Source organism: Burkholderia sp. TSV86 (assembly GCF_001522865.1).
In the GTDB taxonomy this organism is placed as follows: Bacteria; Pseudomonadota; Gammaproteobacteria; order Burkholderiales; family Burkholderiaceae; genus Burkholderia.
This window is the reverse complement of sequence record NZ_LOWB01000097.1, coordinates 38,735-59,587: the sequence shown is the minus strand read 5'-3', so window position 1 is coordinate 59,587 and position 20,853 is coordinate 38,735. Positions and strand designations below refer to the sequence as shown.

The 20,853-nt window shown below is 59.9% G+C and carries 22 protein-coding genes and 1 pseudogene; 14 read left to right on the top strand and 9 right to left on the bottom strand.

The window, feature by feature from the left end:
- Window positions 1-87 precede the first annotated feature (87 nt).
- Together WS68_RS27750 and WS68_RS27745 are read left to right on the top strand one after the other, a co-directional pair.
- The gene (locus tag WS68_RS27750) at window positions 88-1,149 is read left to right on the top strand and encodes a hypothetical protein (RefSeq protein WP_156429546.1); all 1,062 of its coding nucleotides are present in this window, start codon (window positions 88-90) and stop codon (window positions 1,147-1,149) included.
- Window positions 1,146-1,340 carry a hypothetical protein gene (locus WS68_RS27745; protein ID WP_156429545.1) on the top strand — a complete coding sequence of 65 codons (195 nt, stop codon included), beginning with the start codon at window positions 1,146-1,148 and terminating at the stop codon, window positions 1,338-1,340. The genes WS68_RS27750 and WS68_RS27745 overlap by 4 nt, the downstream gene beginning before the upstream one ends.
- A 10-nt stretch (window positions 1,341-1,350) precedes the next feature.
- Here the strand turns inward: WS68_RS27745 and WS68_RS16350 are convergent, their stop codons facing one another.
- Window positions 1,351-2,469: an acyltransferase family protein gene (locus WS68_RS16350; protein ID WP_156429544.1), complete on the bottom strand. Its 1,119-nt coding sequence runs from the start codon at window positions 2,467-2,469 to the stop codon at window positions 1,351-1,353.
- 128 nt (window positions 2,470-2,597) lie between these two features.
- Here WS68_RS16350 and WS68_RS28435 point away from each other — a divergent pair, with 128 nt between their 5' ends.
- From WS68_RS28435 to WS68_RS28425, 5 genes are all read left to right on the top strand, one after another.
- Window positions 2,598-2,765 carry a hypothetical protein gene (locus WS68_RS28435; protein WP_197419627.1) on the top strand — a complete coding sequence of 56 codons (168 nt, stop codon included), beginning with the start codon at window positions 2,598-2,600 and terminating at the stop codon, window positions 2,763-2,765.
- 166 nt (window positions 2,766-2,931) lie between these two features.
- Window positions 2,932-3,102, top strand: coding sequence for a hypothetical protein (locus WS68_RS29000; RefSeq protein ID WP_231753040.1), 171 nt, complete (start codon window positions 2,932-2,934; stop codon window positions 3,100-3,102).
- Window positions 3,103-3,333 (top strand): hypothetical protein, encoded by a 231-nt coding sequence (locus WS68_RS28995; protein WP_059571789.1) that lies wholly within the window; start codon window positions 3,103-3,105, stop codon window positions 3,331-3,333.
- Between the two features lie 57 nt (window positions 3,334-3,390).
- Window positions 3,391-4,356, top strand: a complete 966-nt coding sequence (locus tag WS68_RS28430; protein WP_197419626.1) for a glycine-rich domain-containing protein — start codon at window positions 3,391-3,393, stop codon at window positions 4,354-4,356.
- Window positions 4,356-4,568, top strand: coding sequence for a hypothetical protein (locus WS68_RS28425; RefSeq protein ID WP_059571788.1), 213 nt, complete (start codon window positions 4,356-4,358; stop codon window positions 4,566-4,568). The genes WS68_RS28430 and WS68_RS28425 overlap by 1 nt, the downstream gene beginning before the upstream one ends.
- On the opposite strand, the gene WS68_RS26375 is transcribed toward WS68_RS28425, so the two are convergent.
- Entirely contained in the window at window positions 4,565-5,707 is a 1,143-nt protein-coding gene (locus tag WS68_RS26375; protein ID WP_156429543.1) for an acyltransferase family protein, read from the bottom strand. The two genes, WS68_RS28425 and WS68_RS26375, sit on opposite strands and share 4 nt — an antisense overlap.
- Before the next feature lie 575 nt (window positions 5,708-6,282).
- Here WS68_RS26375 and WS68_RS16325 point away from each other — a divergent pair.
- The 5 genes and pseudogenes from WS68_RS16325 to WS68_RS16305 all read left to right on the top strand — a co-directional run bounded on the left by WS68_RS16325 (window position 6,283) and on the right by WS68_RS16305 (window position 10,563).
- Window positions 6,283-6,465 (top strand): hypothetical protein, encoded by a 183-nt coding sequence (locus tag WS68_RS16325; RefSeq protein ID WP_059571786.1) that lies wholly within the window; start codon window positions 6,283-6,285, stop codon window positions 6,463-6,465.
- A complete protein-coding gene (locus WS68_RS16320; protein ID WP_059571785.1) occupies window positions 6,458-6,955 on the top strand; it encodes a lysozyme in 498 nt (165 codons plus the stop codon). The genes WS68_RS16325 and WS68_RS16320 overlap by 8 nt, the downstream gene beginning before the upstream one ends.
- Window positions 6,937-7,457 (top strand): annotated as a pseudogene (locus WS68_RS16315) (DUF2514 family protein). The gene WS68_RS16320 and the pseudogene WS68_RS16315 overlap by 19 nt, the downstream one beginning before the upstream one ends.
- 644 nt (window positions 7,458-8,101) lie before the next feature.
- Window positions 8,102-9,676 carry a hypothetical protein gene (locus WS68_RS27735; RefSeq protein WP_059571784.1) on the top strand — a complete coding sequence of 525 codons (1,575 nt, stop codon included), beginning with the start codon at window positions 8,102-8,104 and terminating at the stop codon, window positions 9,674-9,676.
- A 377-nt stretch (window positions 9,677-10,053) separates the two neighbouring features.
- A complete protein-coding gene (locus WS68_RS16305; protein WP_197419625.1) occupies window positions 10,054-10,563 on the top strand; it encodes a hypothetical protein in 510 nt (169 codons plus the stop codon).
- On the opposite strand, the gene WS68_RS16300 is transcribed toward WS68_RS16305, so the two are convergent.
- The 3 genes from WS68_RS16300 to WS68_RS16290 form a co-directional block, all read right to left on the bottom strand.
- Complete coding sequence (locus tag WS68_RS16300; RefSeq protein WP_059571782.1) at window positions 10,542-10,997, bottom strand: carboxymuconolactone decarboxylase family protein; 456 nt, start codon at window positions 10,995-10,997, stop codon at window positions 10,542-10,544. The two genes, WS68_RS16305 and WS68_RS16300, sit on opposite strands and share 22 nt — an antisense overlap.
- Before the next feature lie 393 nt (window positions 10,998-11,390).
- Complete coding sequence (locus WS68_RS16295; RefSeq protein ID WP_059571781.1) at window positions 11,391-12,767, bottom strand: uracil-xanthine permease family protein; 1,377 nt, start codon at window positions 12,765-12,767, stop codon at window positions 11,391-11,393.
- Between the two features lie 545 nt (window positions 12,768-13,312).
- Window positions 13,313-14,122, bottom strand: coding sequence for a hypothetical protein (locus WS68_RS16290; protein WP_059571780.1), 810 nt, complete (start codon window positions 14,120-14,122; stop codon window positions 13,313-13,315).
- Between the two features lie 79 nt (window positions 14,123-14,201).
- On the opposite strand from WS68_RS16290, the gene WS68_RS16285 reads away from it, so the two are divergent.
- Window positions 14,202-14,552, top strand: coding sequence for a helix-turn-helix domain-containing protein (locus tag WS68_RS16285; protein WP_059571779.1), 351 nt, complete (start codon window positions 14,202-14,204; stop codon window positions 14,550-14,552).
- Window positions 14,553-14,661: 109 nt separating this feature from the next.
- On the opposite strand, the gene WS68_RS16280 is transcribed toward WS68_RS16285, so the two are convergent.
- The gene (locus WS68_RS16280) at window positions 14,662-16,149 is read right to left on the bottom strand and encodes a purine-cytosine permease family protein (RefSeq protein WP_059571778.1); all 1,488 of its coding nucleotides are present in this window, start codon (window positions 16,147-16,149) and stop codon (window positions 14,662-14,664) included.
- Window positions 16,150-16,224: 75 nt separating this feature from the next.
- Window positions 16,225-17,184 carry an agmatinase gene (gene speB / locus WS68_RS16275; protein WP_442857170.1) on the bottom strand — a complete coding sequence of 320 codons (960 nt, stop codon included), beginning with the start codon at window positions 17,182-17,184 and terminating at the stop codon, window positions 16,225-16,227.
- 147 nt (window positions 17,185-17,331) lie between these two features.
- On the opposite strand from speB, the gene WS68_RS16270 reads away from it, so the two are divergent.
- Window positions 17,332-18,249, top strand: a complete 918-nt coding sequence (locus WS68_RS16270) for a LysR family transcriptional regulator (protein WP_059571777.1) — start codon at window positions 17,332-17,334, stop codon at window positions 18,247-18,249.
- 302 nt (window positions 18,250-18,551) lie between these two features.
- Here WS68_RS16270 and WS68_RS16265 read toward each other — a convergent pair whose 3' ends face one another.
- Both WS68_RS16265 and WS68_RS16260 read right to left on the bottom strand, forming a co-directional pair.
- Complete coding sequence (locus WS68_RS16265) at window positions 18,552-19,880, bottom strand: NADH:flavin oxidoreductase/NADH oxidase family protein (protein ID WP_059571776.1); 1,329 nt, start codon at window positions 19,878-19,880, stop codon at window positions 18,552-18,554.
- Between the two features lie 305 nt (window positions 19,881-20,185).
- Complete coding sequence (locus WS68_RS16260; RefSeq protein WP_082710092.1) at window positions 20,186-20,803, bottom strand: acyl-homoserine-lactone synthase; 618 nt, start codon at window positions 20,801-20,803, stop codon at window positions 20,186-20,188.
- Window positions 20,804-20,853: the final 50 nt, after the last annotated feature.

The following is a 20,853-nucleotide window of genomic DNA, read 5'->3' as shown; positions in this document are numbered from 1 at the left end:
CGACTACGCCGATCTCATGCCTTGGAGAATGCCTGCTGCCCTCAACCGCTGAGGGGCGTCGTTAAAAGACCGCGTACGAATATCCCGGTGTCTGCGTCGATTGCTATCTCGACGGTCGGAGTGATGTCGGGCGTGGTGATGTTCTATCTGGCTGCATACGATAACTCAAGCAACCTTATTGGTAGCGGGCTCGGCAGTCTAAACATTCCGAACGGCACACCGCTGTCGCGTTATAGCATGACTGCCACGACGCCCAATGGCACATCCTATATCGTTCCCGTCGTGGCGTTGCTGTCTGGACTGAACGCGGCCGCTTACGGCATTTCGTTTCGTCGATGCAAGGTCGAGCGGGGAATTACTCCGTCGCTCTATTCTCAAGAGTCGGATTTTGCTGCATTGGGTATTGGGCCGAACAGCGCTCCTGTTTTTGTTGGTCCTGCGACGCAAAGCCCGCAGGCACTGCAAGCGGGGCAGGCGCTTGGCCTGTTCCTTGGGGTTCAAGTTTTCACGGCAAGCGGTACCTACACGCCCGGCACTTACACGATCGGCGGCCGGACGGTTACGGCGACGAAGGGGCGTGTGCGCGGCATCGGCGGTGGTGGCTCTGGTGGAAGTTGTTCCGCCGCAGGTAGTTCGCAGGGGTCTGCTGGTAGTGGCGGGAATGCAGGAGCGTATGGTGAAATTTTCATAGCTTCCGGCCTCTCTACTCAGACCATTACCATCGGGGCGGGTGGCATACCTGCGGCAGCAGGTTCTAATCCTGGAGGGGCAGGAGGTAATTCGAGTTTTGGCGGGCTCGCCATATTCGGAGGTGGTTCGGGTGGGCTTGGCGGAATTGCTGCAACTCCACCTTTTTCGGTGATTCCGTCGTATTCACAAGCTTCGTGCTCGGGTAGTGGGGCATTTGTTGTTTCGGGCAAGGGGGCATCCGCAAAACAGAGTTTCGGAATTTCATCCGGAGTCGTGAACGGTAGTAATGGTGCTGATTCTCTTTGGGGCGCGGGTGGGTGGGGGGCTGGCGGTGGCGCGGGCGGTGGTGCGTCAGGTTATGGCTCGGGCGGTGGAGGGGCAGGTGTTGGCGCTGGCGGCGCTGCGAATACAGGTGGCGCTGGAGCTCCTGGCATCATTATTGTAGAGGAATTCGCATGAGCGTTTATGCAGTGATTTCTGAGCAGAAGGTCGTAAACATCATAATATGGAACGGAGATGAATCGACATGGTCGTCGCCGGAAGGTTGCTCCACACTGGGACTCTCCGACGGCGAGCCGTGTGGCGTTGGTTGGGTGGTCAGCGATGGAAAATTCGTGGTTCCGGAATTTCCTGCCGCCAACGATCCGTAATCGACACCGACTAGCGTTTTGTGAATTCGTTAGCAGTTGAACGAACTGGACGAGTTCTGTATCTCGTGCGAAAGAATGCGATAGCGGGTTTCTCTATCAGATACCAAGACGCTATCGCTAGAAGTAGCGTTGCTGGAATCGAAATCATGAGACTGAAAAAATTGTCTAATTCGGGATTTTGTGATGCAATGATTTGCTGTATTGGGAATGCCCAAAGATAGATCCCGTATGAATAGTCATTTCGTGGTGCTAAATAATGTAGTATCCTTGTAATGCTAATCCAAAGCAGAATGTAGACAAAGGCGACATAAAAAAGCGGTACGCTATAGGATGATGTTCGAGTGACGAGATAACCAAAAATCATTGCGATGGTGATCGGCCAGCTCAATCGTATGTAATCGCGAAACGTATAAAGTAACATCCCAAGGACGAAGAAGGGAGGGGCGTAAAACGAATAGCCAGTTGGTTTGTTGGTGAGACTACTAAAAAATGGTGAACTTGCGCCGTTTGCTACGAGGTACGCAAATGCCGTCAATGTGAGCGTGCAGAAGACGATGAGGCGCAACTTCGATTTGAAGCAGCCAATAACGCCTGCGACGAGTACGAGCATGTAGCACTTGAGTTCCATGGAGAGAGTCCAGAGCGAGGCGTTCACTGCGGATTTCAGTGGAGCGGCCTCGAACAAACCCGGGAGAGTCCCTTGTGCCGAGAAGAGCTGTAAGGCGTTGGTCGAAAAATAACGCCAAGTGTCCGATGCAGTGATCGCTTGCATGAAGCCGACATGTGAGACGATCGGATAGATCAGATAGGCTGTCAGAAACGAACAAACAATGAGCGCCGGATAAATTCGCACTAGGCGCAGGATGATGAAGCGAGCGACGGACTGTTGACGATCGAAGCTTGCAGAGACAAGCACGCCACTAAGCAGGAAAAACGTGTAGACGGCGAGACTACCGGAGTATTCAAGGCCAGTGTATTTAAGGATCGGCTCGGTGCGTCCGGCCGCGGGCTGCAACCAAAAAGAGTGACCAAACATGACGGCCAATGCTGCGCAAAGGCGTATCAAATCAAAATTATTGTGGCCTGGTTGAAGTTGGTCGGTGAGCGTGTATGTAGTAGGCGATTTCACGAGTGTGCTCAATCTCCGATGTTTATCCTATACGTATTTTCGAGACGAATTGTACAGTAGGCGTCTTTATACGTTGCCGGACATTATCTATGCCGCCTTCGGGCGGCTTTTTTCATTGCGAGAGCTCGATGAAGAGCGAAGTCATTGCGAGTGCGATGAAAACCGTGCCTGCGGTTGGCAGCAATTTTTGGCTGTGGCTGACGAGCCACGACATCAACTGGTACGTCGCGGTGGCGATGTACACGAAGAGGGGCAGACGCTTTGCTGATCCGTGTGAGACACGTGCCGATGTTTGATTACATCGAACGCTTCTGCAATCCACACTGACAGCATTCAACGCTGAATTTCCTTAGCCCGGTTCAGTTCGAGCAGCATATTACGGGTTAGCGAACCCGTCCGGGAGAGCGTGGAAGATCACCCCGTTGTGAGGGTCGTCGATTGGATTGCGCGCGAGAGTCAAGAATGTCTTCCTGTACTGGCGCGCGATCAGCGAGCGGCCCCCTTGCACCCACCATCGATGCGAACGGCATCACCGCGCCGACTTACGCCGACGTGTTTGCGTCTCGGCAGGATTTGTGCCGATCGATTTACGGCGCCGACACGTACCTGGAAGCCGACAGCCAGGACGGCTAGATGCTCGCCGTGTTTGCAAAGGCGATCAGCGACGTGAACTCGGCCACGATTGAGACCTATCAATCGTTCAGTCCGGTCACTGTGCAGGGCGACACGCTGTTTGGCATCGTCGATACCAACAGCATCGCGCGGAAGGTCTCGTCATTCGCGGGCGGGTATATCCCGCTCAAGCCTGAAGGCATGCAAGTCGGGTATCGACACCGGGCCGATGTTCGACTTCGGCGTGGGTAATCAATTTGTTTCCGGCTTCAATACCGGGGCATGAGGTAAAACTATATAGGAGCGAGCATGGCAAACAATGATTTTCTGGTATTCGGCGGCGGCTCGAACGCGAATGTTATCGGCCAGTCGGCGTATTCGGCGCTGGCCGCTCGGCTTGGCGGGTTTCAGTCTGGCGTTGCGCAGTCTGCGCAACTCAACAAGGTCTGGCGCCAGAGTTCGATTATGGCGGCCGTTCTGGCGCAGTTCATTGTCGATCAAACCGGGCAGGATGCTATCGACGATGGCACGACCGCATTGCTTGAAGCCAATTTAATTTCGGGAATCAGAAAGGCTGCTGCAGGCCGTTTGCTGAGAACGTCGATCTATATTTTCCTCGCTGGGCAGCAGCGGTTGACTATCGATGGGGCACCATATACCACTGTGGGTGCGACCAGTTTTACGTCGCTCGCTACGACAAGCTTTGTGGAAATCGAGGTTCAGGGTGGTGGCGGTGGAGGAGGCGGTTGTTTTGCCAATGGCACCCAGCCCGCAACGGCCAGTGGCGGCGGCGGCGGTTCATACGGCATCGGCAGATACTCGTTGGGTTTCTCGAGTCTCGTTATTACTGTCGGTCAGGGAGGTGCGGGCGGTGCCGCAGGAAATAACGCTGGCGCCAATGGTGGAACATCCAGCGCGGGTGCTCTTATTTCGGCTCCAGGTGGATTTGGCGGAGTCGGTGGATCGCCTACCAATACGCCTTTCTTAAGCGGGGGGACTCAGCAAGGACAAATACCGTCCGGCGCCAATTACTTTCCGTTCTTCGGTGGGGCGGGCGGATATGGTACTGCCCTAGGCAACCTCAATGTGGCCGGAGGTGCGGGCGGAGCGAGCAAATTTGGTCCGGGAGCGCAGCCTTTTTCTAACGCCGATGGACTTTCCGGTCTCAATTATGGCTCCGGTGGCGGTGGAGGGAGCCTCTATGCAGGTAGCGTATCGAATGTTTCCGGCGGCACTGGGCAGTCCGGACTCGTCATCATCAGGGAGTACGCATAATGGCCATATATGCACGAATTTATGAAGGCGCTGTCGTCGAGATCATTCATCCCATGCTTGACGACGAGGGATCGGAGATTCCCATCGGCCAGCGCTATACGAGGGAGCTGGTTGAAAGCATGGTTGACGTAACGGATGTCGAGCCGCGTCCTGACCTGCGATGGACTGCCGAACAGATCAGTGGTGCATGGGTGTTTTCGACTCCGAACTAAGATTGAGCGATAGTCGACCTTCGTTGGAACGCAAGGCGCCGGCGAAGCCGGCGCGCAAGGTGTTGAGATGGTGATTCCACTGCGGCATGCATGATCGCGGCGAGCAGCATGGAGGTACCAATGGTACAAATCCAAACAGCTACGGCGCCAAATTGCTTGTGCAGCAAGATGATGCACGCGTTCAAAATGAAATAGTGATTCAGATACAAACTGAACGAGATTTTTCCAAGCCAATGTCCGATCGAGTGCGCGGGGCCTTTGCTGATTGTGAATGAAAGCGCCATCAAAATGAAAATCCCGATAGATGAGCCTAGGTCACCAAAAATTCGTTCCCCTATGCTCCATGGGTTGTCGAATGGATATGCGGCGATGCCTAAAGCGACGATCCAGGTGACTGCACGCATGCGCGGCGTTAAGGAAAGCGCCCAACGGGTAATATTTTCACGTCGAAGGTAAAACCATGCGCCAATAACAAAAAAGGTCGAATAATGAAGTGTGAGTAGCCAGTCTTGTACCGGCCGTGGGAAGCTTGTCGTCAAGGCGGACAGAGCCGCAATGCCGATCGCAATCGAGGTTGCAACAGCGATCAGCACGGCTTTGAATTGTAGGCGACCGACTGATAGCCATATGATGGGGAATAGAAGCGAAATTCGCATCTCATGCACAATCGACCATATAGGTGGATTGATTTGGCTCGTATCATAGGTCCCGATCATGGTCAGATGATTCATGACCATTTCTCTTGACAACACTGGGTGTACGGTATTCAGCCAACCCTTTTCCCAGACGTTTCCTGCTTTGGCGAGTATCCAATATCCAGCGATCGCTACAGTCAAAGAGGCAATAAATGGAGGGTAGAGCCGTGTGATTCGTGCTGCTGCGAATGATAGATAGCGGTTCCCTCTTATTCCTCCATACATATGTGCCAAGGCAAATCCGCTAAGCATAAGAAATACGATCACCGCTTGATGCCCTGCCCATATCACTCGTAGGGGGGACCATTTGAGATGACTCCATAACGGCTCTACCCTATATACGCCGGCGATCGATGTGTGCGCGATGACAACTACCAGCGCGGCATAGCCGCGAATCATGTCAAGAGACGGGACGCGATGCGCGTTGAATTTTTGGGTTTTCACTGGCGAGACTCCGGATATCCCATAATTTTACTGGTTGGCTGGGCATTTCTTGGTATTCCATGATCCAACAACCGCCATTAGATAATTTATTTTTTTGTGAGTTATTTCATTTCTGTAGGTTTTCCATTTAATGATCGCGATCGGTTCGGATAATTAAGCTGGCTAGGAACCCAAAGAAGTTGTCGGTGGCAGCGCTTCGCCGAGAACGGGCGAAGCGCTGACCTCATGCTCGATGTCATCTCTACGTGCCGGAGAAATGTTTGCGTGATCAGGTGGCCAGAGATCGCAAAAAAATATTGAAACCAGTCCAGAACCGGGCATGGTTGAAAGGCAATCAGTACCAACCGGGACTGGGCAGGCGTCCCCCGTAGTGTTGGCCGATTGCCAGCAGGATGGCGATGCTGCGAAGAACTTTTATGTCGTTGCTCCTGGCGGTTTCATATACAGGTGGCATAAGGATATTTTCAGGATATGGGGTTGCAAGTTTAGTCGAATTTCCAAGATCGACTGGACGATGTACGCGCTTCTCAACCTAGATACCGCCTTCGGGCGGCTTTTTTCATTGCGAGGGCTCGATGAAGAGCGAAGTCATTGCGAGTGCGATGAAAACCGTGCCTGCGGTTGGCAGCAATTTTTGGCTGTGGCTGACGAGCCACGACATCAACTGGTACGTCGCGGTGGCGACACTCGCATACATCGGTCTCCAAGCGTACTACCTGATCAAGACCAACGGGAAGGGGGCGTTGCTCGATGGCTAACGTATCCAAGAAGACACTCGCTGGTGTTGTGGGGGCTGCTGCGGCGGCCCTTCTTGTTTCGATGGTTCCGAGGTTCGAAGGGTTGGAACTCGTCGCGCGCGCCGACCCGATCGGGATCATCACGGCTTGCTACGGCGATACGAAGGACGTGCATGCCGGGCAGCGCTTCACACTGGACAAGTGCCGCGCGCGTCTCGAACAGCGGTTGGTCGAGCACGCCGAGCCGGTACTGAGGTGCACGCCGGGCCTGAAGGGGCATGCATACCAGCTTGCGGCCGCAGTGAGCTTTGCTTACAACGTCGGCCCAGCCGCGTACTGCGGCAGCACGGCGGCGAAACGTTTCAACGCGGGCGACTGGCGCGGGGGATGCCGTGCGTTGAACGAGTCTGACAACGGTCGTTTGCAATGGGTGACGGCTGGTGGGCATGTGCTTCCTGGCTTGGTGAAGCGTCGCGCGGAAGAGCGTGCATTATGCGAAAAGGGATTGTGATACCGAAAACCATCTGGCCGTATCTGCTCACCACCGCTATCGGTGCTGCGGCTGGCGTTTATGTCGAGCCCCTCGCCAGCGCGCGCCGACTCGCCGATATCCAGAAGGATGCTGCCATGACGCAGATTAAAGCCGTGGAGACGGCGCGGGCCGAAGAGCGACGCCGTACCGCGACCCAACAGGAGATTGCCGAAGATGCTGCGAAACAACGTGACGCGGCGCGCGCTGATGCCGCTCGCGCCGCGTTTGCTGCTGGTGGCTTGCGCAAGCAAGTCGTGGTGCTGGCCGAGCGTGCCCGCGGCTTCGCCGTGGGCGCCGGAAGCGCGCCAACCGGCGCGTCCTTGATTTGCTCGCCGACGCGCTCGGCCGGGCTGACGCGCGAGCGCGAGCGGGAGCGGGAGCGTTGGCGGAATACGCTGATCGCGCCCGCATCGCAGGGCAGCAGTGCGAGCGCGACTATGACGCATTGACGCGGGACATACAAACTGATCAGCCGCGATAGGAATGGCATAGGAGCACTTTTTTGAATCACCGACGGCCTAGCCTGAGGTTTCGATGATACGTAGTCTGCGCAGCGTGATTCGCTTCATCGGTCGAACCATGGAAGCGCAGTCCTCGGAGCGCAATGATTGTAAGAAGATCTGCCGGGCCGATGTTTTTCTGCTTTAATTTCCCATGTTGAAATATTTTAAATAATTTTCAACGGAAATGTACATTTCAGTATTTGTCGATGTGTATTGGGCAACCAATTTAAAGCCGTGTCACTGAAACAAAAATAAGTGGCAATATCGCATCACGCAGTCGTATCTATGCTGGATCTTTCGATAAATCACACACTCGGGGGCTTGGTGCAGATTTATCGCGGCACGTTACATCAACTCGCTGGGAACAGTGGTGCGCCACTGATCGGAAATGAGGCAACTTACCCTATAAAAATAGCATCAAGTAATAGCTCGAGAACCCTCGCTCGCGGGTATCTCAGGGTTATGCAAGCGTTGCCATTTTTAGAGCTGACATCCTCTCATTGACGAGATCGCGCTGCGCACATGGTGGAGCGGTCAGCGTTGGCCTCTGACAAAGCAATGGAATATTTATTTCTAATCCTGAAATTGATCCACGACTCAATCAAGTCAATGGGAGAATGCAGTGACCGTAACCTGGACCGACTATCTCACCACGCTGGCCTGCTGCCAGGGACAGTGGTGGTGTACGAACGAGGATTGCGCCGTCCAACTGTGGGGCGATGTCAATGGGTTCGCAAGCGGGGTCGTGCCCGTGGCGACGCGTTGGCCAGCACTGGCAGGTACGCCTTTTGAAGGAGGCTTCGCCACTTGTTGTTATTTCGATACCAACCAATCCGCCGGCTGGTGGTTCACCACGGACGGGGATGATCCGCAAGCGATACGGGTCAGCGCGGATGGCACGACGGTTCTTACCGCTCCCATTTCAATTGCCTCGGCCTTTCCCGGATTGGTGGCATTGTCGAACGCCAACGTCTATTTCACCGTCGGCTTCGATACGATGTGTTTCTTCAACGGTGTCTGGTGGTTTACCAAACCCGACATGGACTTGCACGGCGTGGTCGGCACGCTGAGTGCCGACCTCAGTTCCGTCGATAGTCCGCCCAAGCGTATCACCGATGTATTCCCAATCTTTTTCGGGAGCGACTGGAGCAACGGGCCGGATACGCTTTACCCGACGAAGGATGGCTGGTGGAGCACAAAAGATTCGGCCATCGCGAAGACCGATCTTTCCGGGAAAAACTGGGTCGTGCCGCCGGCGCCGCTTTCCGAGCGGCTGAGCCGGATTATCTTGGACCGGCCCGGCGAGTACGTCGTAGATAAATCTTCTTATCCCATTCCTGATGGAACTGTCGAGATCACGGTCGAAATGTGGGGCCCGGGTGGCGATGGCGGACAGAGTGCCGGCACGCCTTACTTGATCGGTGGCCAAGGTGGCGCTGGCGCGTACCTCAAGGACGTGTTCTCCATCACGGAAAGCAGCCAATTCGCTTTCCATGTCGGGGGATCGGGTGACAACACCCGTAATAGTCGCGATGTCGCAACCAGCACGCTGATTGCGGCCGGGGGCGGCGGTGGCGGTGGAGCAGGCGGCCTGTCCTATGACCGCTATTCCCATAGCGGCGTTGGCGGCGACGGAGGAGCGGGTAAGGGCCACATTCGGGGCAACTTGCGTGGCGGTGCGGCAGGCTCGAGCGGGTATCCCACTTTTCCGTCGGCCGCAGCCGGTGGAGGTGGCGGGGATGGCGATACCGGCGGTAACGGTGGGCAAGGCTCCGGTAATGGCCGTGACGGGGCAGGCACCGGCTCTTCGTTCGGGGGCGGTGGGGGCAAGGCGGGCGCTTCGCAAGATGGCGGCGGCGCGGGCGGAGACGGTGGAGTCGGCGGTGGTGGAGACGGCGGCACTGGCGCAGACGGCGGCGTATATGGTCCTATCGGGGGCGGCGGTGGGGGCGGCGGTGGCAACGGCGTGGGGGGCGCCGCAGCCGGTGGCGGTGGCGGCGGCAGCAACTCCAACTCCGGAGCCGGCGGCGGTGGAGGCGCGCAGGGATGGAGCTTGGTGCGGGAGACGACCTATTTCGACGGCGGTAACGGAAGCACTCCCGGCGGTAACCCGCCGTCCGGGGTTGCCGTCGGTGGCGCTTCAGACAAGGCGGGGGGGAGCGGCGCTGTCAGGATCAGCTGGTCGGGCAGTCAGTAGCCAAACAGCCAGCGCTCGCTTGAAGCGCTGGCAGGGCCGCACTTCGTCGTCCTTGCCTTGGGCATGTCGTGCCGATCATCAAATGTGCGTAGCATGCTCCGAGCGTGCCTGCCACGACGAAGCGGAGGCCCGAAGCGCTGCAAAAGCGCCAGCGGCGCACAGCCTGCTCTCGGCGCCGATACGTCGTAGCTGCCGTCAGGCGCGGCAGTCCCGCAACGCGAGCGCACGGGCCGGATGCCGTCCAGGCCGCAGCAAAATGCGCATTGTTTTCGTTGCTAACGTGACGGGCACCGTATCGATGCAGCTATTCTTTTGCCGTCAGCCTTTGCGTCGAGGTCCGAATGTTCCCGAAGCCAGTCCGCATGCTGTTCGCCTCCGTGCTCGCCGCGATCGCGGTTCTCGTGAGTGCCCCTTCGGCCTTCGCATGCGACATACCGGCGCGCTTGCAAACCATCGATCCTCGCGGCTACCACGACGATGCTTCGGGCTACGCGGACGCGGTCAAGCCGATGCGCGGCTTCGTGTCGCGGCCCAATACGGCGGCCGGCGAAGGTGACTGGCCGTGTGCGTCAAACTTGCTGGACAACTGGGCGCGGGCCGACGCATTGATGAGGCGCATTTCCGATTATCAGGGCTACTACGAGCGTTCGTGGATGGGAACGGACTTCGCGATGGTGACCTGCATATGCCGCCCGGCTTTCGCGACGAAAACCGGGCGCGCTTCGCAGCGATCGATCCATGGCTCGAACGAATCGCTACCGCGACGCACGCTGCGGCATCTCCCGTTGCGTTCGCAACGAAGGCTTGCTTCCCCTTTCCATACCGCGATAGTTCGTCTCGATCCATTCAGCCGAGCATTGGCGTGTCATAGTTCCCTCACGGCCTGAGGTGTGTTTCGGAAGCTGATCGCCATGCGGTTATACGTGTTCATCAGGCCGATTGCGATGGTGAGATCCACAAGTTCCCGTTCATCGAAAACGGCGCGCGCCGAATCGTATGCCGCATCGGGTACGCCCGTCTGCGCCACGCGAGTGACCGATTCAGCCCATGCGAGCGCAGCGCGCTCGCGCGCATCGAACAGGTCGCCCGCTTCAGCCCACGCCTGCAATAGCGCAAGTTTTTCGACTGTAACGCCTTTCTTCAGCAAATCGCGCGTGTGCATATCGAGGCAAAACGCACAATTGTTGATTTGCGAGACGCGCAGATAGACCAGTTCGACGAGAACGGGGGAAAGCCCGCTTTGCATGACGTAGCCATAGACGCCGCCAAGCGCTTTGGCGCCCGCCGGCGCAATCTGGTTGTAATCGAGACGCATGCTCATGCATTGGCTCCTGCAGATGGTGGATTGACTTGACCGGCGTGACCGGAGTCGCATTGCTGATATCCGCGGCGAGTACGGCCGGTCGCTTCGCGGGCTCGGTGCCGTTCATGGCCGGGTGCATAGTTCACCGCCGCGGCGGTCAGCGGCTTGCCGGTGCCGGCGATGACGTGCCGGAAATGGAGCATGACGGTTTCACATGCGTCATGCGCGGCGGCGGACGTTGCCGCGGTTGCGGAAACGTCCGCGCAGGCGGTCCTGAAGGCGGGTCGAATGTCCATTGACGGCGGTTTTTCGTTGGTCGCGCTGCATTGTGCGCCTGCGCTGGACTATGAAAAAGAACCAAGAATGAACATTTTCGATGGTCCATGTAGGGACCGCCGCGCCATCGGCACGTTATTTCTTCTCCGGCAGAAACCAGTTCATCACGAGCGCGCAGATGCCGCCCGTGGCAACGCCCGATTCCAATACGTTTTTAAGCGCATGCGGCAGGCTGTTCAGGATTTCCGGCACCTGCGACACGCCCAGCCCCAGTGCTAACGACACGGCGATGATCAGCAGCGCGCGCCGGTCCAGCCGGATGCCGGCAAGGATGTTGATACCGGAGGCGGCCACCGCGCCGAACATCACCATTGCCGCGCCGCCGAGCACGGGCTCGGGTACGGCTTGCAGGATGCCGGCGACCACCGGAAACAGGCCGAGCAGCACCAGCATGCCCGCGATCCAGACGCCCACGTGCCGGCTGGCGATGCCGGTGAGTTGAATCACGCCGTTGTTCTGTGCGAAGACGGAGCTGGGGAAGGTATTGAAGAGACCGGCAAGCAGCGAATTCGCGCCGTTGACGAGCACGCCGCCCTTGATGCGTTGCATCCACAGGGGGCCTTCGACAGGTTGCCTGGAGATTTTGCTCGTTGCGGTGACGTCGCCGATCGCCTCGAGCGACGTGACAAGGTAGATGATCAGCATCGGCACGAAGAGCGTCCATGAGAAACCGAGTCCGAAATGCAGCGGAGTCGGAATCTGGAACAGCGCGGCTTCGCGCACGCCGGTAAAGTCCAGTCGCCCCATCGCGGCGGCTGCGAGATAGCCGAGCGCGAGCGCGATGACGAGCGCGGTGCTGCGCACCCAGACGACGGGCACCCGGTTGAGCACGATGATGGTGCCGAGCACCAGGCCGGAGAGAGTCAGGTTTTCGGCACTGGCGAAGTTGCCCTTGGCCATGGCGCTGTAGCCGCCGCCCATGCTGATGAGTCCGACCTTGATGAGCGTCAGGCCGATCAACAGAACCACGATGCCGGTGACGAGCGGCGTGATCAGGCGCTTGATGAAGGGCAGGATGCGGGAGACGCTCATTTCGACGAACGAGCCGGCGATGACCACGCCGAAGATGGCGGCCATCACGGTTTCGACCGGCACGCCTTGCTTGACCATCAGGCTGCCGCCGGCGATGAGCGGGCCGACGAAGTTGAAGCTCGTGCCCTGAACGATCAGCAGGCCGGCGCCGAGCGGGCCGAAGCGTTTGCATTGGACGAAAGTGGCGATGCCGGAGATCGCGAGCGACATCGACACGATCAGTGTGGTGTCGCGGCTGGCCACGCCCAGCGCTTGGCAGATCAGCAGGCCGGGCGTGACGATCGGCACCAGAATGGCGAGCAGGTGCTGCAGCGCGGCGACGAAGGCGATTGCTGGCGCGGGCCGCTCGTCGGGACCGTAGACCAGATCGCGGGCGGATTCGGCGTGATCGGCGGGTTGGGCTTGGGATGCGGGGTGCATGACGGAAGGGTCGGTAAAGAGGGGCAAGTGCGGGATTTTAGCGGGAAGGCCCGGCCGTGTCGGAAAACCGCCGGGCGCAACGCGTGGCGGCCGGATTGTGCAAACGTCGGGCTTGCTTGCCGACGTATCGTTGGGCCGCATCGCGATGGAGCGGCGTGACAGGTCTTCGCGTTTCGTCACGCCGTGCCGTGTATCGCGTGAGGTGAATCAGGCGGGCGTGGCTGGTTAGAGGGCGGGTGCCGCTCAACCGGTCATGCGTTGCCCGACTGGCGATCCCGGTGCGCGAATTCATCCCGGGCGCAGATCAGCCTGGAGGATTGTCGGTTGTCGGCGGGCATTTGACGGCCTGCGTCACATGCTGCGCACCGCGCTGCACGAAGTGAAACGCACGCTCAATATTCCCGCGCATTTCAGAGAAACGTTGTGTTGCGCTGGCTGGCCTCGAATGGCGTGCGGGCGGTGCGGATATCGCCCTTCTTGTCGAGCCCGTCATTCGCGAGCGCGTGCGCGGGCGGTCCGACCTCACGAACCGGCGGGTTCAGCCGTCACCACGCATGGCTGGCGTGGTGGTGAGTTGCCGCGCTGAAGGGCATACCAGCATCGGACGCTGGTAAATCGAACAGATCTCGCGTGAAGCCACGCACGTGCTCGGTAGCGGTTCGGTTACGCAACCGCACGACCTGTTCGGCAAATGTTTCGAAATCTCCGTCGCGCGACGTCTTGATGACCTCCGCGAGATCCCGCGCCTTCAATAGGCTCGGCTGCGCGAGCCGCACGAAATACGGTGCTTCGAGTTCGACCGACAGCGCGAGCGGATAACTTTTGCCGAGAGCCCCTGCAAACGCGCGCTCGACGCAGTCGACGACCGCCGTGCTCTGCGCGGCGCCGAGCGTTTTGCCGGTACTTACGTGGCGCAAGCGATCGGGGTGGATTCGCAAGCGCGTGCCGATGCTGAGTTCGGTCGGCGACGAGCACACGAGTGCATAGTAATGCGCTCTGCTCTGACCGGAGGGCAGCGTCGCGCTGCTCGTAATGAACGCATGGCGCGGCAGTTCGCGAACTTGGCCGTTCGTGTCGATCCATGCGTTCCAAAGCAGCGAGCCTTCGTGTTTTTTGCCGGCCGGGCATGGTTTCGGTTTGCTCGACGCCGGCGAAAACAGCGCGATCAGCGAGCCCGTTCGGTGCGCGGCGATTTGCGCGCCGTTGCCAAGCGGCTGACCGATGCCCCACAGAAACCGCCCGCCTCCGAGCCGGCGCTCCCATTCCTTTCTCAGCACGATAGTTGGGAGTTCTTCGCCGGACTCATGACCGATCTTGGTCCAGCAAAACGTCGGGGGGAGATGTTTCAGTGTCATCAGCTTTCTCGAAATGCGTGTGGCCACCCGATTTCGGTGGCCATTCATTAGGCGTTAATGTATAGGTATAATGCATACTATGGAAGCCCCCAATACCTCTTTTTCTGTTCAGGCGCTGCTGAGCCGATTATTGGCGGACACTCGCTCATCCAGCGAAATTGCCAGGCTTTCGGGCGTCAGTCAGCCTACCGTTTCGCGGCTTCGGCTGTCGAACGGGCGTCGGCTGCGCAGAAGCGCGTCATTCAATAAGCTATGCAATTTCTATGGCGTCGAGCCGCGGCAGAGGCGGCCTGCGGGCCGCCTTGCGGCCGGCTATAACGAATTGCTGCGCGACGCGATCGTGGATGCATGGGACGGCTCGGAGGAGCACGGTCGCGCGCTGCTCGGCGTGATCGAAGGTTTGAAGGCGTTGAGCGGCAAGCCGGGATAATGCGCGGCAGCGCGTATTCGCGCGCCGGGCGGGCAACCGGGGCGCGACGGGCGTGTCGGTACGAACCGAGACGGTTCGCGTCAGCTGAAGATGCCCCTGGTGTTGTGCTTCAGCGTGGCTGAGCGCCCGGCGTGAGCGGCGCGGCGTCGGCGATCGCCCGCTGCTCGGCATGCAGATCGAGCGAGCGGCTCAGCGCGTAATAGGTCGCGCCGGATACGGCCAGGCCGATGAGCCATGCAATATCAACGCCATGCAGCCGATGCGCGACGTAGCCGACGAAAATCTCCCGGTCGGACGCCATATCGACGATATTGAAAAACGGAATCATTGCACCGAAGCCGATCAGATAGGCCGCGATCCCGCGAGCTTGCCACCTGCCGTAGATGCCGTGGGGGGTGAAGAAATGAGCGATCGCATAGCGTCCTTTGCGCACGAGGAAATAGTCGACGAGATTCACCGCGGTCCATGGTACGAGGAAGTACAAAAGCAGCACGAGGAACGTGTTCAGCAGCGTGATGCCGTTACCTTTGAGCAGCAGCGCACATGCGAGCAGCACTCCGCTGGTTGCCGCGATCGCGATCACGCGCGCGCGGCGGGTGGGCGCGATCGGGCGGAACGAATCGACACCCGTGAGCAGCGTCAACATCGCGCTGTAGGTATTGAGCGCGACGATCGGCAAAAAGCCCGCGACGGACACGACGACAAGCACATGACCGAAGCCGGGCAGCATTGCCGAGCCGATCTGGTTCAGCGCGACGAGCGCATCCGATGCATGGAGCCGAGCGGCGAGCCACGCGCCGATGCCGATCATCCACGAGCCGGACAGCGATGCGCCGGCGAAGATCGCTGCAATCAGCTTCGCGCGGCTCGTCTGCTTCGGCAGATAGCGCGTGTAGTCCGATACGTATGGCGCATACGAGATGTTGTAGCTCGCACCGATCGCGAATTGCGTGACGAATGCGAGCCAGTTGAAGCCGAGCGCCGACGGCGCGGATGACGCGGCAGCGGACGCGTTGGTGCCGAGGCCGGCCATCAGTGCGGCGGTGACGATCGCGTAGAGCGGCAGCGTTGCCATCAGCGCCCACTTGAATACCTTATGCATCAGATCGTGTCCGTAGATCGCGAGCAAGCCGCCCAATACGGATGCGGCGATCGCGACGATCGTCGGGCTCAGGCCGAACACGTTCTTGAGACCGTCCATGACCAGCGATACGTTGACGACATTGAAGCCGACGAAGACAAACAGCGTCGCGAGCAGCGCAAGCACGACCCCGCGATAGCCGAATTGCGCGCGCGACTGGATCATCTGCGGCAAGCCCATCTCCGGGCCCTGCGAGCCGTGAAAAGCCATGAAGATCGTGCCGAACATGATGCCGAGCGTGCCCGCGAGCGCCGTCCACGCGGCGGACAAGCCCATGCCGGGGCCGACGAAGCCGATCGAGATCGTGAAGAAGTGGAAGTTGCCGAGGAACCAGAATGGCGCCTGGCTGTGCAGCTTCGCGTGACGCTCGCTTTCCGGAATGTAATCGATCGACCGGCTCTCGATGCCGAGTCCCTGCGCGGGGCTTCCGGCGCCCGCAGTTTGCTGTGCGTTCATGATGAATCGGTTTCCTGATTGAATCGATTACCTGGCAGGGCGGATCGTGGTGCGCGTGCGTTGCGTCGCGCTCGATCAATCTCGGCGCTTGACGCCGGGCAGCACGCACAGCATTTCGTAGGCGAGATTCGCGCCGAGCAGCGCAGTGGTGCCGAACGGGTCGTAAGGCGGCGCGACTTCGACCAGATCGGCACCGACGATGTCGAGGCCCCACGCGCCGCGAACGATCTCGAGACCTTGCGCAACCGTCAGCCCGGCGATTTCGGGCGTGCCGGTGCCGGGCGCGTAAGCGGGATCGATGCCGTCGATGTCGAAGCTCAGATACACCGGGCCGTTGCGCAGACGCGCGCGGACTTCGTCCATCAGCGGCGCGAGCGAGCGGTTCCAGCATGCGTCGGCCTGCACGACGCGAAAGCCCTGCTGGCTGCACCAGTCGAAATCCTCCGCGGCGTAGCCGGTGCCGCGCAGGCCGATCTGCACAACGCGTTCGCCATCGAGCAATCCTTCCTCGACTGCGCGGCGAAACGGCGTGCCGTGAGCGATCTTTTCTCCGAACATCGTGTCATTGACGTCCGCGTGCGCGTCCACGTGAATGAGGCCGAGCCGGCCGTAGCGGCGGTGGAGCGCGCGCAGGATCGGCAGCGTGACGGTGTGATCGCCGCCGAGCGTGATCGGGCGGCATCCATGCGCGACGATCGCTTCGTAAGCAGTTTCGATGCGCGCGATCGAATCGGCGAGGTTATACGGGTTGGTCGCGACATCGCCGATGTCGGCAACGCGCAGCGAATCGAACGGCGCGGCGCGCGTTGCCATGTTATATGGACGCAACAGCACGGATTCGGCGCGAATCTGACGGGGGCCGAAGCGCGCGCCCGTTCGATTCGACGTGCCGAGGTCGAACGGTACGCCGACGAAGCACGCGTCGAGCCCTGCCGCGCCGGCCGCCTGCGGCAGCCGCATCATCGTCGCGATGCCGCCGAAGCGGGGCATCGCATTGCCGCTTTGCGGCTGAGGGTAGTCGTGATCCGAGATCATTTTTTTGCCTGTATTGGTTGCGCCGTATTATTCAAAGAGTGCAGCAGGTGGGGTTGTACGTCGCCAAAATGCGAATTTGAATGACGATGATTCAACGTTCACATTGATGATTTCGTATGTATTGCCGGCGGGCATCGCGGAGGAAATATGTTCGGCAACCTGACGGATCTGGATCTGCGTCTGATTCGGGTATTCATCGCGGTGGCGGATGCGGGCGGCGTGAGCGTCGCGCAATCGGCGTTGAACGTCAGCCAGCCGACGATCAGCACCCAGCTCTCCACACTCGAGACGCGCGTCGGTTTTCGTCTGTGCGAGCGCGGCCGAAGCGGATTTCGTCTGACGACCAAGGGCGAGCGCTTCTACGCGCTCGCGAAGAAGCTCTATGAGGCCGTCGACGCGTTTAGCAGCGAAGCGCGGCATATGGACAAGACGCTCGTCGGCACGCTGTCGGTGGGGCTTATCGGTCACACGCCGGTTAGTCAGAATGCGCGGATCAGCGATGCGATCGCGCGGTTCAGGCGGCGCGACGAGGCCGTGCGTTTCGTGATTTCGGTCAGGCCACCCGGCGAGCTGGAAGAACGTTTGCTAAGCGGCAACGTGCAGATTGCAGTTGGCTATTTCTGGCATCGCGTGCCGACGCTCGAGTACACGCCGCTCTTCATCGAGCGGCAGGTTGCTTATTGCGGGCGGGGGCATCCGCTATTCCGGCGCGCCGGGCGGATCGACCCGTCCAGCGTCGCGGATTTCGAATGGGCGTGGCGCACTTATCCGCTGCCGGAAGTGGAACTGTCGACAACGCCGTCGAAAGTCACCGCGCAGGCTGACAACATGGAGGCAGTCGCGCTACTGATATTGTCAGGCCATCATCTGGGCTATTTGCCGCAGCATTTCGCGGCGCCCTATGTGAAGCAGGGATTGCTCAAGGCGCTGAATCCTGCCGTGCTGCGCTACGACGTGACGTTTCATGTGGTCACGCAGCGGCACAACCGGCGTGATCCGATCATGCAGGCATTTCTCGAGGATTTGAAGGACGCGCATCTGGGGGGTGACAGCGCGCCGGAGTGAGCGGCTGTCGCGTTTGGCCCGCGCTTTCGCCGCGTCACGTGCCATGTGGATATTGGTGGCCGCGTACCGGTTCGGAAAATCGGCGATGGAGCCGCGCGTTGGGCAAGCATGCGCGCTACGGGCCGACGAAGTTCGAGAACGATATGAGCGGGATTGGCCGCTTCGGCACTTTCACTGGCTCACTGGCGGCTCCGCATCCGCTGACCGTTGTCCGCCGCTTCGGAGCGACGGCGGCAACGGCCGCCATCGCACCCTGGGCCGTGCGGATGACCGTCGCCGAAGGAAGAGTCGGCTCGCGCGGCTCAATGCGCGTCGTGCGATTGACTGGTCATGATCGGTGCCCCCGAAGGCGCGCGTGCGGAAGATGCTTCGGATGACGAAGCACGCAGGCGCCGCGCTTTGAAAATCGCGAAGCCTTTCGACGACAGATCGAGCAGGAACGACTTCAGCGCGTTCTCGTTGGGAATCGGGTTGCGGCCGTTGCCGAGCCGATGAAGTTGCCGCGTGTACCAAGTGACTTCGAGCGAGCCGAGGCTGTCGAAATACCGTATGCCGGTGCTGAGCGGTTTGATCTGATGGCGGGTTTGCTCGCCGCGCAGCAGGCGCGCCGGTGCATCCGGCTCGATTGCGAGAATGCGGCCGAGGCCGATCATGTCAAGTGCGCCGTCGCGCAACGGCGCTTCCATGCCGGCCAAACTGCGAAATCCGCCCGTGACCATCAGCGGCACCTGGATTTCGGTGCGCACTTTCTCGGCAAACTCGAGAAAATAGGCTTCGCGTGCGGCCGTCGACGCGCTACGGTGACCGCGCTGCATCACGGGTTCTTCGTAAGTGCCACCGGAAATTTCGATCAAATCGATGCCGGCTTGCGCGAGCGCGCGAATTGTATCCAACGATTCTTCTTCGGTGAAGCCGCCGCGCTGAAAATCCGCGGAGTTGAGCTTGATGCCGATCGGAAAGCTTGGGCCGACGCGGCTGCGCACCGCCTCGTACACCGCCAGCACGAAGCGGCGGCGTTTCTCGGCACTGCCGCCCCAGTGGTCATCGCGCTGGTTGTGGTGTGGCGACAGAAACTGATTGATCAGATAGCCGTGCGCGCCATGTAGTTGAACGCCGGTGAAGCCGGCTTTTTGCGCGATCGCGGCTGCCGTCGCGTAGCGTTGAATCAGCGTTTCGATTTCTTCATGCGTCAGCGGGCGCGGCACCAGGAAGTACGGCGCGAGCTTCGGCCCGAAGCCGATTGCGGACGGCGCGACCGTTTCCACGTTGAGCCCGCGCAGCGCCTGCTTGCCCGGATGGTTGAGCTGCATCCAGAACTCGCTGCCGCCTGACTTGCCGGCGGCCGCCCATTCGCGCAGGCGCGGCAGATCGCGCTCGTCCTCGAGTACGAGGTTGCCTGGCTCGCCGAGCGCGTTGCGGTCGATCATCACGTTGCCGGTGACCAGCAGCGCCGCGCCGGATTCCGACCAGCGCCGGTACAGCTCGACCAACTGCGGGCTCACGCGTCCGTCGCGGCCGCACAGCGCCTCGCTAAGCGCCGATTTCGCAAGACGGTTTCTGAACGTGGTGCCGTTCGGTAGTGTGAGCGGCCGGGCGAGCCAAGCGCCCGCGGTACGAGAGGATTCGGACATGTGTGAGACGTCCCGGTTAGGTCGATCATCCATTCAAAATAAACCATCAATAAATGTGACATTGATTGATGGTTCGAATGCATCATAGATGCAAAAATGAAACCCGGTCAATGGTGCTTGCCACCAATGTCAATTGGGTTTCGATTCGAATGGCGAGACATGAGCGCAATGTTCACCGACGATGCTCCAGCTCGGCTGCGCGGCCCGGCGTTGCGGTCGAAAGACGGCTACGGTGGCCGGTGCGGCTGTGGCGCAAGCCGCGGCGGGCGCGACGGTGCATCGATTTAGTGCGCACGCTGCGTCGCTCATAGAGGCGCCGGCAGGCCGCTGCTGGCATGGTGCGCGATATCCGGCGACGCGTCCTGCGTTCGATGCTGCAAATCGATTGCGCATGCCAGAATGCGGCCGTCCGTGGCGCTTGTCGCACTGCCTAGGCATTGCAGCGCGAGCCCCCAGTGACGGTACAGTCGCTCGATCGATGGCGACATCACGCCGATCACCTGCGCCGCGCCGAGCGAATCGGCCACCGCAAGCACTGACGCGAAGAAATTCATGCCGAGCGATTCACGCACCGCCGAGCGACGGGGCCGGTATGACGCAGCGAAACGCGATATTTCCCAGACGGTGGGCGATCGCGGTGCGCGTGCCGGACCGAGCAAATACGGAAATGCGTCGCGAAGCAGATAAGGCCCGGTGGTGGGCAGCAGGCGTGCGCAGCCGCATATGTTGCGCGCGTCGTCCAGCGCGACGACATGAATGGTCGACGGTCCATCGAACCGATCCCATTCGGTCTGATCGCCCCTGCGGTGGCCGGCGATCGTCCAGCCGAGCCTGCGAACGAAAACGTCGTAGCGATAGGCGCCGAGATCGGTTCGGATGTGCGGCGGCAACTCGGCAAACCGGCCGGCGACGATGGAGGGCATGGCGCGTGGGCGTGTTCGAAGGAATGGCCGTTGTGGCGCAGGAAACGCCG